Source organism: Rhabdonatronobacter sediminivivens (genome assembly GCF_013415485.1).
In the GTDB taxonomy this organism is placed as follows: domain Bacteria; phylum Pseudomonadota; class Alphaproteobacteria; order Rhodobacterales; family Rhodobacteraceae; genus Rhabdonatronobacter; species Rhabdonatronobacter sediminivivens.
On record NZ_JACBXS010000035.1, the window covers coordinates 20,995 to 34,267 of the forward strand.

A 13,273-nucleotide genomic window follows, 5' to 3' on the forward strand; every position below is an offset into this window, starting at 1 on the left:
GCCGCGCATAGCGGGCCGGGGGCGGTGTGCGGCAGGGCATGCCCCCCGCCGACCCGCGAACGTCCGACAGGCCAGGGTTTCAGCGCCCTTCACGGCTTTGCGCGCCTCACTCCACCCCGAGCACTTCGGCCAGCATCGCGGCAAAGGCGGGCCGGGCCGTGGCGGCGGCGTCTTCAAGCCGGGGATGAGGATCGAGCGTAGTCATGAAGGCCATGTCGAGCATGGACAGCATCGACTGCCCGTCTTCCTCGTAGAACGCCAGATGGCCGCAGGGCATCATCGCCATGGTGTGCATTCCGGCGGCCACGATGTCCGGGCCGATCGCGGGATAACAGATCTTCAGCGCGGTCACGCTGCCCCCGGCAAGACCGAATTCGGCAAGGAACAGCCAGTCCTCCTCGGCCTCGGTATGGAAGCGGACCTGCGCTGCTGCGGCCTCGGGGGGCTGGTCAAGTTCGTGGATGATGAACAGATCGCCGGGGTTTTGGGCCGTGGCGGGGCCGGTCAGCACAACGGCGGCAGCGGCAACAAAGGATGTGGTGGAAAGCTTCATCTGTCGGCTCCTGTCTGCGGATCTGGACCAGTGCCTGTCTGAACCGGCACCGATCCCGCCCCAAACCTGCCCGGCGCCCGCCCGCGATGCTTGGGGATGGGTTGGGGAAGACCTGATCTTTCCCTGAGTATGCCGACGATGCAGGGCCGGAAGCGGCGCAGGCGGCATCGGTTCCTGTGCATTGCATGCGGGGACCGGCGCGGGCCGGGCCGGGCATCTCCACGCTTTCCCCATATCTTGCCCAAGCTTGCCGGGTTGCGCGCCCATATCCTGCGAGAACAGAGACACCCCACGCAAGGAGGATTGCCATGGCACATCCGCAGACCGATTTGCCCCCGGCGCAGACCGATTCCGATTTCGTCCAGTTCTGGAACGAGGTTCTGGGGCCGAAGTTCAACCGCTTCCGCCACATCCTGACCGGGGGGCTGACCCATCACAGCGAAGCCGTGTTCCCGAAACTGCCGGTGCGCCCGGGCGATGCCGTGGTCGATGTCGGCTGCGGCTGGGGCGACACGGCGATGAAGCTTGCGCGCATTGTCGGACCCGAAGGCTCGGTCACCGGCATCGACTGCTGCGACATGTTTCTGGAAACCGCACAGGCGGAACTGGCCGAGACCGACCTGGACAATGTCACCTTCCTGCGCGGCGATGCCGAGGTCGCGCTGCCCGAAGGGGCCTTCGATTTCGCCTTCGCCCGGTTTGGCACGATGTTCTTTGCCAACCCCGTTGCGGGGCTGCGGAACATGCGTCGGGCGCTGCGGCCCGGCGGGCGCATGGTCCATATCGTCTGGCGCGACCCGGCGGACAATCCGTGGCTGTCCATGGCCAAGGAGGTGGTGCTGCGCTTCCTCCCGCCACCGGGCGCGGATGCGCGCACCTGCGGGCCGGGCCCGTTTTCGATGGCGGATGAGGCAACCACCCGCAAGATGATGGAGATCGCGGGGTATGAGGACATCACCTTCGAGCGCATCGACGCCCCGGTGCTGGTGGGCCGCAACATCGAGGACGCCATTGCCTTCCAGCTTGCCATCGGCCCGGCGGGTGAAGTGTTCCGCGAGGCGGGGGCCGAGGCCGAGGCCAAGCGCCCGCAGATCGAGGCGGCGCTGACTGAAGCCATCAACCGCCAGCGCCGCGAGGCTGACGGGATCGTCATGCCCAGTTCGTCCTGGATGATCTCGGCCCGGACCCCGGCGGACTGAGCGCGAGGATCGAATTTTCTTCCCCAGAGTCGCGTCCGGAGCGAAATTATGCTACATTTTGCCGCATGCGGGTTGCCTTGGCCGGAGCACGGTGCGGGGCTGACCCGCGCGCTTGCCCGAACGCGCCATATTCCGCGTTCCAGCGCCTGCATCGGCAGGACAGAGGCAGCGACACACCCACCTCGACCCATTTGCACCAGACGATGTATTGGAGAATAAGATGCCCGAAGGACGCCCCATCGCCCGCCGTGACCTGTTGCGCCATGGCGTCATGTCCGCGACAGCCCTTGTCGCCGCGCCCGCCCTTCTCACCGGGTTGGCACCGCGACCGGCCAGGGCGAGCATCGAAACCCCCGATCTTGGCCAGCCGCCCTGGTATCGCTTCGCCATAGGCGATATCGAGGCCACGGTCGTGTCGGATGGCCTGATGAATATCGGGGCCGCCGCCGACCACTTCCCGCAAGCGGACCCGGATGCGCTGCAAGGCGTTCTGGCGGACGCTTTTCTGCCCCATGAGCCGACGTTGCTGGAACAAAACGTTCTTGTCCTGAACACCGGCGACCGGCTGGTGCTGATCGATACCGGCACGGGCTGGGCGCCCCCGGGTCCCGGCGATGCGCCTGACGCGTGGACGGCTCTGGGCTTCGATCCAGGCGATACGCACGGTCGACTGATGGGCAATCTGCGCGCTGCGGGCTTCGATCCAGCCGCCTTCACCGATATCCTGATAACCCATCCCCACCCGGATCACTGTTTCGGCCTGACGGATGCCGATGGCGCGCCGAACTTCCCCAATGCTGCCGTGCACCTGTCGCAGGCGGATTTCGGGTTCTGGACCAGCGAAGAGGTCGTCGCCATAGGGGGTTTCGTCGGGGTGATTGCCCAGGGCGCGCAGCGCAATCTGCTGCCGCTGCGCGACCGGATCGCCTTTGTCGAGGACGGGCAAGAGGTGCTGCCCGGCATCACCGCCATGGCCACGCCGGGGCATACGGTGGGCCATACCTCTTTCATCATCACCTCGGGCGATGCAACCTGCTTCGTGATCAGTGACGCGGCGCATCATGCGGCCGTGTCCTTCCGCCATCCGGACTGGGAGTTTTCCTTCGACACCGACCCCGAGGCCGGAGCACAGACCCGGCGGCGGGTGCTCGACATGCTGGCCACGGACCGGATGCGAGTAGTCGGCTATCACTTCCCTTTCCCCGGCATCGGCCATGTCAGCCGCAAGGGCGACGCCTTCCGCTACGTCCCCGAACCGATGCGCCACGGCCAAGGGTAGCGCGGAACGGGGACGCAGACCAGACGGCACTGGCGCAGGGGCTGCACGATGCCCGCCCCGGCCCGGCGATGTCCGGCCGGGGCGCCGTTGGCAAACCCGTCGGACTCGGCGCCCCGCCGTGGAAAATGCGCGTTGAGATTGCAATTTCAGTGCGTTTCGGCGATCATGCTGCGACAATCCGTCATGTGTAGCCGCGTGGTGCGGCAGCCGATGGCGGCTCGCGCCCGGGCCTGTCGCCCACCACCCGCGCGGCGCCTCTCCCGTGGGGGGGACAGCCGATGTCGCAGACACCAGCTTTCGCCTTTGTCGGGCTTGTCCGTGACCCCTCGGACGGTCACGCGACGCTGCAGGACCGCGACCTGCTGGAAACGGTGCTTCAGCGGCATGGCGCGGTCAGCGTCGATTGGGGCAGGAAGGGCGCGCTTGCCGTTTTCGCGACCGTTCTTCCGACGCTGAACTGCGCGCTGGAACTGGTGAACATGCTCTCGGCGCCCCCCTCGGGCGCGCGGGTCGGGATCGATGTGCCGGTGGACATCAGCGACATGGACACGGCGAAAGCCGTCGCACAGGCATTGGCGCAGAAGGCACGGGTCGGCGAGGTGCTGGTCTCGGCCACCGCCCGCGCCGCAGTGCGGCCCGCGCCGGGCATCGCACTGGACACCCATGGCCCGGTCGAGGTGCCGCCCGCGCCCTTCCCGGTCATTGCCTTCCGGGCACGGCGGACTGGGGCCGCGGAGCCCAGCGCCTGCCTGTGCTTTGATGATTACACGCTCGACCCGCAGCGGCGCACCCTGCACCAGGACGGGGCGGAGGTTGCGCTGGAGCCGCTGACCTTTGACCTGCTCACGCTGCTGGCCACCAACACCGACCGTGTGGTCCCGCGTGACGAGATTTTCGAGCATCTGTGGCACGGGCGGATCGTGTCGGACACTGCGCTGAGCAGTCAGGTCAAGGCGTTGCGGCAGGCGCTGGGTGACAGCGGTCGCGCGCAGCACAGCATCGCCACGGTCCATGGTCGCGGCTTTCGCTTCCTGCGTCCGATCACGCCGCAGGTTGCGGCTGTCGCGCAACCGGCCGTGCAGCCAGACCAGGCACGCCCGCTGGTTGCCGTGCTGCCCTTCGACAACCTGTCGGGCGATGCCAGTGGCCGGGTCTTTGCCGATGGCATCGCCGAGGATATCCTCACCGCGCTCAGCAAGCACCGCTGGATTGGTGTCATCGCCCGCAACCCGGCCTTTGCCTTTCGCGGCTCTGCTGACGGTCTGGACGTGATCGCAGGCCAGCTTGGCGCCACCCATGTCGTCACCGGCAGCCTGCGCAAGGCGGGCGAGCGGGTGCGTGTTCAGGCCGAGGCGGTCGAAATCCGCACCATGCGGCGGTTCTGGTCTGACAGCTTCGATCTGGACCTTGCGCAGATATTCGAGTTCCAGGACGAAATCTGCGGCACCATCGCGGCGCGGCTGGCCACCGATCTGGGTGTGTCTGAACAACAGAGGGCGCGCAACCTGCCGCGCGCCAATCGGGGCGCTTGGGAGCTTTATCACCTTGGCATGGCAGAGTTCTATCGCTTCACTGCGGACCATAACCGCCGCGCGCAGGAGTTGTTGCGCATGGCCATCCGGGCCGAGCCGGATTTTGCCGAGCCTTACACGCGCCTTGCCTATGCCATCACGCTTGAGATGGTCTATTTCGAAGGCAGGGTGAGCGCGGCGCGGCTTGATGATGCGCTTGATCTGGCGCTGCAGGGGCTGGCGCGCGACGACCGCGATCCGCAGGGCCATTTCGCCCTGGGCCGGGTGCGGCTGGCACGACAGGAATATGATCTGGCCATCGACGCGCTGGAACACGCGCTCGACCTGAACCCCCATCTTGCCCTGGCACATTGCGGACTGGGGGACTCGCTTGCCTATGAGGGGCGTATCGACGACTCGATCCGGCATTTCAAGCGCGCCATCGACCTCAGCCCCCATGATCCGTTCCGCTGGGCGTTTCATTCCTACCGCTCGCTTGCGCATCTGTTCGGCGACGACCCACAGGCCGCGGCCCGCGCCGCCGCGCGTGCGGTCCAGGTGCCCAACGCGCATTATTCCGCCCATGCCAACCAGCTTGCCGCGCTTGGCTATATCGGCGACCGGACGCGGGTCGCACAGGCGCGCAACGCGCTTCTGCGCGCGAAACCCGGTTTCTCGCTCGACCTTGCGCGCAGGCGCCTGTTCTACCTGAAACGCCGCAACCAGCTCGATCGCTATCTTGAAGGGCTCACGCGCGGCGGCATCGCCTGACCGGCAGCAGTGCTGACGCAGTCCCTGGACCCCATCATCGCGGTGTGAGGTCACTGGGCCGGTGCCCTCTCCTGCGGCATTCTCCGTTCGAAGGTTGCACCGGGTTCTGCAGTGGTTCCTGACCAGCCTCCCCAAACTGGCCGGAGAGCGGCTTGCGCCCGCAAGATCAATTCGTTGCGTCCCCAAAGGCCATGCCGCCGGTTGCCACCTGTCCGGCCGGGCTGTCGGGGTTGCGGGCATGGGATGGGGTCAGTGCGATGAAGTCCTGCCAGATTGCGCCTGCGCGCAGGTCATTGCGGGTGCGCAACCCCCGCCACGCTGCATAGATCGCACCAGCCTGCGGCAGGGCATGCTGGGCAGGCGACAGCCGCGCCAGATGCGGGTCGTCTTCTGCGGGCAGGGCGCTCAGCAGATCAGTGTAAAGCTGATCTCGGTCCGGCCCCGTCAGCCAGTTCGTGTGCCCTGCAATGACGGCACGATGGGTGCGCGGGGCCAGGTATTCGATCAGCGGGCGATCATCCGTGTTGACGGGCGCATGGGCGAACAGGCCGGACGCCGCATTGCCTGCGTAGAACTTCAAAGCGCGGTCGATCAGCACGTCATCGGGCGTATCCTCACCCGTCATGGCACGCCATTGGGCAGCCAGCGTCGCAGGGTCAAGTGGAGCGGGGTCGTTGCGGCCCACCAGCGCGAGGATCGAGCGTTCGGGATAGAGATCCCCGCGCCAGAGCGTCAGGTCGGGGAAAACCTGTGCCATCGTGTTGGCGATGATCTCGAATTCGCGACGCGACACCTGATACAGCGGCATCCATTGCACATAGGCCCCGCCCGCGTTCAGCCGACTGGCCGCAAGGCGGTAATGTTCGACCGTATAGACATTGCCCACGCCTGCGCGCCAGGGCGTGAACAGATCGGCGATGATCATGTCATAACTGGCGGGGGACCGGGCGAGGCATTGCCGCCCGTCCTCGCGGTGGATGGTCACGCGCGGGTCGGTGAACAATCCGTTGGTGTAGGGCTGGAACCACGCTTCCGCGAAATCCACCACATCGGGCAGCAATTCGCAGACCGTCACACGGTCGGGGGTCGCAAACAGCCCTGCGCCTGCCGAAATGCCCGTGCCCATGCCCAGAAAGAAAATCTCGCGCGGGTTGGGGTGGGTCAGCAGCGGGATCATGGTCTGATTGCGTTCCGGCACCAGCGCGCCGGACCCGCCCAGCGTGTAGAAATTGTTGACGCGGATGAACTTCGCATCGCCGCGCTGGACAGTTGCGACATGGGCGGAGGGGCCCTCGCGAAAGGCCAGTAATTCCTCGCCCCGGTTCAGGCGGGTCGAGTCCAGCCCCGGCCCGCCTGCCAGCAGGATGACAGCCCCAGCCAAGGCTGCAAACCGCGTGATCCGCGCGGCCCAGCCGTCGGTGGGGTGCCACAGTGCCAGCACCAGAAGCGCGTAAACCGCGCCCATCAGCCACAGCCCTTTCCACATGCCGACCAGTGGCAAGAGCAGGAATCCCCCCGCCAGCGCCCCGAATATCGCGCCTGTGGTATTGACCGCGATCAGGCGGCCCAGCACCGCACCCGGCGCGCCGCCGCCTTCCATCAAACGCAGCAGATAGGGCAGCACCGCGCCCAGAATCGTGCCGGGGATCAGCATGATCAGGATGGCGACGCGCCCGACCTCCCACACATAGCCTGCGAAATCCGCGCGCCCGCCAAGGTATCCCAGGCCGCCTGTCAGGTGGTGGAACAGATGCGGCGTGGCAGCGATCACGGCGCAAGAGGCCAGCAGCAGGCCCGTCAGCACGGTTTCAGGCCGCAGTGACAGCCGGTTCAGCGCATTGGCCAGCGCCGCGCCCAGCGACAGCGCCACAAGAAACACGCTCAGCACCAGCGCATAAGTATAGACCGAGTTTTGCAGCACTTGCGCGAAGGCGCGCGTCCAGATCACCTCGACCGCCAATGTGGCAAAGCCAGACGCGAAGGCGATGACCCAGAGCCGCGCGGGGATCACGGCGCGGGCGGGGCGCGGCTCAGTGACCATCGGCAGGGCACGGCGAGCAATAACGATGGCCGAAAGGCCCACAAACAGATCAAACCCCACGGCCAGCAGATAGGCGCCGGAAAACCCCAGCCACATGGGCAAGAAGAACCCCGCCGCCAACGCCCCCATCGCCCCGCCTGCGGTGTTGAGCGCATAAAGCGCGGACCCCATCCGCCCAAGGCTGTCACGCGCCCGAATGACATGCTGGCCCATTAGGGGCAGCGTGCCGCCCATGAGGATGGCCGAGGGCAAGAGGATCGTCGCCGCGACCAAGGCTTTCAGCGCGGTTTCCAGAACCGGATTGCCGCCGACCAGCGCAAACAGCGTCGGGTAGAGCCGGAAATAGGCATCTGCGACCAGAAAATGCCCCAGCGCCGTGGCGGCCACGCCAATCTCGACCAAGCCAAAAGCGCGCAGGGGCCGCGCCAATCGCGCCGAAATGCGCCCGAACAACCAGCCCCCCAGCGCGATGCCCGCGAAGAAGATCGCGATCGTCAGCGCGGCGGCCTGCGCGGTCGAGCCGAACAAAAGCCCCAATTCCCGCACCCACAACACCTGATAGATCAGCGCCGCCGCGCCCGACAGGGCGAACAGCGCGCCCAGAGCGGGCATCTCGAAGCGGCGGAGCGCGGTGGCGGGTGCAGCGATATCGGTCATGCCGTGGCGTTACCTTATAACATTCATGGCAGCAACTGCATCTCGCCGCCGATCAGTTCCTTGCGGAAATCGGTGATCAGGATATCGGCCACGACATCCCATGTGCCGCCCTGCGGCAGATGGACAGGGCCAGCGGTCCAGAGACCATCCGCGCCCAGATCTGCACGCAGCTCGATGCGTTCCAGCCCCTCTTCGGGTTTGGCGAAGAACAGCGTCACCTCCAGCGGCGTGAAGGGCTGGAAATCGCCGTCCAGCGGCACGATTTCAACGCGGTTCTGCCCCGGCCCCCCGGGGATCAGGGCGATATCGGCCATGCTCTCGCGCCCATGCAGATGCAGCTCGACGCGGGACTCGGGGATTTCGGCCATCGCGCGCGGTGGCGGTGTCAGGCGGAACGCCGCGGTCAGCGCCAGAAGTGCCACCATCAGCCCCAGTTCCAGCCGCAGCGAGCGGTTGAAGCGAAGCCGTGCCAATGCGCCATTGCTGGCCAGCATCGGTGTGAGGCGCAGCTTGTGCCATGCAGCCAGCACCAGAATGCAGGCAAATAGCGCCATTTTGGCCAAGAACACCCAGCCATAGGCGGTGCTGGTCAGGGCTGCCGGGGTTTCGATCTGCCGCCATGCCAATGCCCCACCGGACACGACCAGCAGCGCCACCATCGGCACGGCAAGGCGCGAAAAGCGCAGCATCAGCGCCTCTGTATCCGGGCGGCGCAGGGCCATGATCAGCCCCGGCAGCGCCCCCGCCCAGAAGATCAGCGCGAGTGCATGGGCAAAGATCAGCGGGGCCATCAGGGCCACAGGTTCTGCCCGCGCTGCGTGACCCGCCGAGGCGAAGGACAGCGCCGCCAGCGCCCAAGCCAGCAGAATAGGCAGACGGTGGCCCGTCATGGCCAGCACGCCTGCGAACACGGCAAGCCCTGCGGCAATCCCGAAGGGACTGTTTGCGGCCATGGCCCAGGCGTTCATGCGGGCGAGCGCGACCACCCCGTCGCCTGTCAGGTCCATCGCCTGTCCGCCCAGAAGCGCCACGGACGCCAGCGGCACAGACCAGAGCGCAGCCGTTGCCAGGCGCGGCGCGGGCGTCTGGGACAGCACGGCCCAGACCATGCCGCCGACGCCGAAGACCAGCGCAAGCGTCAGCGCGCCCCGCGCGGCGGCGGCGGGCCAGGGCAGGGCCTCGGGCGCGGCTTCGGGTGCGCCAGTCTCAAACCCTATGGAAAACACATGCGTCCCGCCGACCGGGTGGCCATCCTCCGACACCACGCGCCAAGACAGCGCATGCGTGCCCTCGGCCAGCCCATCCGGGGCAGTGATGATCAGATCGGGGCCTTGGGCGCGACCCTCGACATCCATCGCCGCGCCATCCGGGCCGAACCACCGCGCCTGCAACGGGGCGATGGGTTCGTTGAAGGTCAGGATCACTTCCGCTGGGGCTGTGTCTACGATTGTGCCAGCAGCAGGGTCTGCCCCGCGCAACTGCGCATGGGCCAGCGCCTGAAGCGGCAGGATCAGCGTGACGAAGAAGATGACAAGCGCGCGCAACATGGTCTAACCTGAAAAAGCCCGCCGGGCCGGGAAACCGCACCCGGCGGGAAGTGATGCGCAGTGAACGGGAACTGAACACTCCGCGACAAACGGCGGGCCGAAGCAATTTCAGCAAAAGTTGACAGGTTTTTGCGTTTCGAAATTGCGACCAGATTAAGGGGGAAGGGACGCCTCCGCAAACCCCGGCCTGCCGCTATTCCTTAATTCCCGTGGCTATGCCCGTGGGAATGGCTATGCGAATGGCCGTGGCTATGCCCGTGATCAGCGGCAGGCAGAACCATCACGGCCGGGGCCGGATAGGCGTAATCGCTGCGGGTCTTGCCCTCTTCGGGGATCTCGATCCAGCGGGCCGCGCCATCGGCACATTCCTGCACGACCGGGATATGGACCAACTCGCCCGCAGGCAGGGCCTCGGTAAAGCGGGCGCGGAAGACGAACTCATCATAGAAGGCATCGGGCAGATGGCCTTCCCAGATGATCTCGCGCACGCCCTCGGTGATCTCGGTGCCGTGGCTGTGATAGGGCTCTGCCAGCGGGCCAGTGACCACGCTCAGATCCCAACCGGCCTTGACCATGGGCTGCACGGCATTGATGCCGTCAGGAATGGCCACGCGCACCCGCAACGTGGCCTCGTCACCGCAGCCATGCGGGATGCGCACGACCATGCGCTCGCGAACGTTTTGGGTAACTTCGCTTTGCTCCAGCGTGGCATGGGCAAAGGCCGCAGGGGCCGAAAGGGCCAGGGCGGCCAAGGTCATCAGGGTCGTCTTCATGGTGTTTCTCTCCCGTTTCATGAAGGATCGGTCTCGGGCGGAGTCGCGTCTCCGCCATTGGCCAGATGTCCCTCTGGCCAGGGGTTCGCGAAGGCCGGATCGGTGAGGAAATACTCATCCGTCAGGCTTTGCAGAAAGGCGATCAGATCGGCGATCTCGGCCTCGGTGATCTGAAAGCCGACGATCAGCGGGTCGCGCAGCGGGTCGGGTTGGCCAAGGCGCGCGGCCTCGCCGCCCGCTGCATAGTGGCGGATGACCTGTTCCAGCGTCTGGAACCGCCCGTCATGCATGTAGGGGGCGGTCACGGCGACATTGCGCAGGGTGGGGGTGCGGAACCGACCCCGGTCACGGGGGTTCAGGGTGAATTCGCTGGTCCCGCCCTCCGCCCCGAGGCCGGTGTTGTGAAACCCCGTCTCGGGCATGGCGCTGCGCGAGGTGACCAGATTATTGGTGAAGTTCAGGCCCAGATGGCAGTGGTAGCATTCGGTCCGGTGGTCGAAGAACAGATCCATCCCCCGCACCGCCGCGTCCGTCATCGCGCTGCGGTCGCCGCCATAGACAAACTGGTCATAGGGGCTGCCGACGGAAATCAGGGTCCGCTGAAACGCGCCCAGCGCGCGGGTGATGGTGTAGAGGTCGGCCTGCGGGCGGTCAGGGAAGGCGGCGGCGAAGGCATCCTGATAAAGCGCATCTTCCATCAGCCGCGCGAACAGCGCTGTTTCCAGCCCGGCATTGCCCATTTCCACCGGATCCTCGCCAAAGAGCGGGATCAGCGCGTGAAATTCCAGACTGTCCACCATCGGATTGGCCCAGGTCAGCGTGGGCAGATAGCCCACATTGGCAAGGCTCGGCGCGTTGAACCCGCCTGCCTGCCCTGTCACGCCCACCGACACCGCGCGCCCATCCGTGAAGGCGCGCGCCTGTTCGTGGCAGGATGCGCAGGACATGCTGCCATCGGCAGACAGCCGCTGGTCGTAGAACAGATGCCGGCCCAGATCGACCAACGCATCGTTCATTGTTACATCGCCGGGCACTGGCGGGGGCGGCAGCCAATCCGGGATGGCCCAGTCATAGGCCAGTCCCGCGCTTGCCGCCCCGCTCAGCACCGCAGCCAAAGCCACGGCGCGCATGGGCTTAGCGCATCGTTGCGAAAAGCTGCTCGCCCGCCGCGATGTCGCGGAAAGGCAGGCCGAGGCGCGACATGACCGGCATGCAGTCATCATCGTTCAGGAAGGACATGCAGCCGGGGCTGGTTTCGGGGATGTTCATGTCCACATTGGCCTCCGCCAGCACCGGGGCCACGTCGGGGATGACCGTATCGGCAGCGGGATCGAAACTGTCGAAACGCACATCCACAAGGTTCGGATTGGCGCATTCGGCTTCCGGGGCCACGGTCCGCGCCTCGGATGCGCAGCCGGTCGAGCCCAGATGCAGCGCCCAGCCGCGGTTGGCGTCATGGGTGACGGGAAGCCCGGTCGAGGACAGTTCGATCTTGATGAACTTGTAGCCGCCCTGCCAGTTCCAGAACATCGCCGTCAGGTTCAGGGGAGACGCGGCAAGCGTCGGGTCGCCGTGGTTCAATTCGAACGGCACACCAATATCGAAGGCCAGACCAGTATATTCCCCTGCAGGCACTGTGCCGCGAAGGGAGGTGTTCATGTCGGGCGTGCCGTTGACGCAGGTGCCGGTCGCATCCTCGAAATCCAGCAGCGCGACATTGTCCAGCTGCCAGATACCGTCCTGATCCAGCGCGATGGGGGTCTCGGCCCTGTCTGCGCCGATCAGCCGGGCATTGGTGACGAAGACGCGGAAATCGGCAACCTCGACCGTGGAATCGGTTACGCCGATGCCTTCATAGGCCTGTGCGCAGGTGAAGAGGGTGCCCGCCATTTCGGCGGCGAAATTGATGGTGACGGGTTGGTCGGCCAGTGCAGGCGTGGCGAGCGCGGTCGTGACCGCAAGAGCGAGTATACGCATGATGTGTCTTTCTTGAATGATATGAGTGTCACCGGCAGCGCAAGCGCCACCGGGTTTCAGCGATCAGACAAGAAAAAGCGGCGGGCCGCGTGCAGGCGGGCCGCGTGGGCTATGCGCGCGTGCCAGCAAATGGCCTGCGGCGGGCAGGTGCAGCATTGCGATGCGCAGGGCAACGCCTGCGCCAGGTGCGTCCGCTGCCAGAGCCATGATCTGCGCCAAGGTGCAAACAGGACAATCCTCGGCCATGCCCTGCGGGCCATCTTGCGTGACGCAAAGATCCTCCAGTTCGCCGCCCATCTGGATATAGGCGGCCAGCATCGGATCGGCAGGCAAGGCGGGGGCATGTTGATGACCAAACCCGATAACCATCAGCGCCAGCGCAAGAAGCGCAGCGGTCAGACGATTCGAAAAGGTCCGGAGCAAAGTCATGTTATGGTGTTACTTTGGGTCCATCTGTGGATCAAGCACCTGTGATCGGTTTCAACCTCATCCTCGGGGTTCCGGAACAGGGTTCAGCACCAGCAGACGGGGGAATGTCCCGGTCGATGTTGAACTTTTTGGGATGAAGGGTGGCGTTGCTCTCCCTGAGCCGTAGGCTCGGGGTGTTCAATCCAAAGGAGAGCAACACCATGAAGACAACTACCACATCCCCGCTGGCGCTGGCCAGCACGGCAGACCTGACGGCAGCGGTTGAGGAAGCGCGCGACGAGGTCGGAGCGAGCTTCGAGCGCTTCTGCCTGATCGCCGGCTTGGCGAGTCTGACGCAGATGCTTGATGAGGACGCGATGGCGTTGGCCGGTGCGCCGCATGCGCGCGCGGCCGACAAGCCGGGATACCGCTGGGGGCACACCAAGGGTTCCTTGGGTTTCCACGGCGGCAAGGTGGAGGTGGAACGCCCGCGGGTGCGCTCGAAGACCACCGGCAAGGAGCTGACGCTGCCCAGCTGGAAGGAGGCGGCCGAGGCC

10 protein-coding genes and 1 pseudogene are annotated in these 13,273 nt (G+C 66.0%); 5 read left to right on the forward strand and 6 right to left on the reverse strand.

The window, feature by feature from the left end:
• Positions 1-106: 106 nt before the first annotated feature.
• Positions 107-553, reverse strand: a complete 447-nt coding sequence (locus HUK65_RS14460) for a DUF302 domain-containing protein (protein ID WP_179906984.1) — start codon at positions 551-553, stop codon at positions 107-109.
• 308 nt (positions 554-861) lie between these two features.
• Between HUK65_RS14460 and HUK65_RS14465 the strand changes: the two genes are divergently transcribed.
• From HUK65_RS14465 to HUK65_RS14475, 3 genes are all read left to right on the forward strand, one after another.
• Entirely contained in the window at positions 862-1,752 is an 891-nt protein-coding gene (locus HUK65_RS14465; RefSeq protein WP_179906985.1) for a class I SAM-dependent methyltransferase, read from the forward strand.
• A gap of 220 nt (positions 1,753-1,972) precedes the next feature.
• A complete protein-coding gene (locus HUK65_RS14470) occupies positions 1,973-3,031 on the forward strand; it encodes an MBL fold metallo-hydrolase (protein WP_179906986.1) in 1,059 nt (352 codons plus the stop codon).
• 278 nt (positions 3,032-3,309) lie between these two features.
• The gene (locus HUK65_RS14475) at positions 3,310-5,313 is read left to right on the forward strand and encodes a winged helix-turn-helix domain-containing protein (protein ID WP_179906987.1); all 2,004 of its coding nucleotides are present in this window, start codon (positions 3,310-3,312) and stop codon (positions 5,311-5,313) included.
• 166 nt (positions 5,314-5,479) lie between these two features.
• On the opposite strand, the gene HUK65_RS14480 is transcribed toward HUK65_RS14475, so the two are convergent.
• The 5 genes from HUK65_RS14480 to HUK65_RS14500 form a co-directional block, all read right to left on the reverse strand.
• Entirely contained in the window at positions 5,480-8,011 is a 2,532-nt protein-coding gene (locus HUK65_RS14480) for a fused MFS/spermidine synthase (protein ID WP_179906988.1), read from the reverse strand.
• 23 nt (positions 8,012-8,034) lie between these two features.
• The gene (locus tag HUK65_RS14485) at positions 8,035-9,558 is read right to left on the reverse strand and encodes a copper resistance CopC/CopD family protein (RefSeq protein WP_179906989.1); all 1,524 of its coding nucleotides are present in this window, start codon (positions 9,556-9,558) and stop codon (positions 8,035-8,037) included.
• A 200-nt stretch (positions 9,559-9,758) separates the two neighbouring features.
• Positions 9,759-10,331, reverse strand: coding sequence for a YcnI family copper-binding membrane protein (locus HUK65_RS14490; RefSeq protein WP_179906990.1), 573 nt, complete (start codon positions 10,329-10,331; stop codon positions 9,759-9,761).
• A 17-nt stretch (positions 10,332-10,348) separates the two neighbouring features.
• Positions 10,349-11,461, reverse strand: a complete 1,113-nt coding sequence (locus tag HUK65_RS14495; protein WP_179906991.1) for a methanobactin export MATE transporter MbnM — start codon at positions 11,459-11,461, stop codon at positions 10,349-10,351.
• Between the two features lie 4 nt (positions 11,462-11,465).
• On the reverse strand, positions 11,466-12,308 hold the full coding sequence (locus tag HUK65_RS14500) for an MbnP family copper-binding protein (protein ID WP_235442167.1): 843 nt from the start codon (positions 12,306-12,308) through the stop codon (positions 11,466-11,468).
• A 21-nt stretch (positions 12,309-12,329) separates the two neighbouring features.
• On the opposite strand from HUK65_RS14500, the gene HUK65_RS14505 reads away from it, so the two are divergent.
• Both HUK65_RS14505 and HUK65_RS14510 read left to right on the forward strand, forming a co-directional pair.
• Positions 12,330-12,782 (forward strand): hypothetical protein, encoded by a 453-nt coding sequence (locus tag HUK65_RS14505; protein WP_179906992.1) that lies wholly within the window; start codon positions 12,330-12,332, stop codon positions 12,780-12,782.
• Between the two features lie 155 nt (positions 12,783-12,937).
• Positions 12,938-13,273: pseudogene (locus HUK65_RS14510) on the forward strand (IS256 family transposase); the annotation flags it as partial.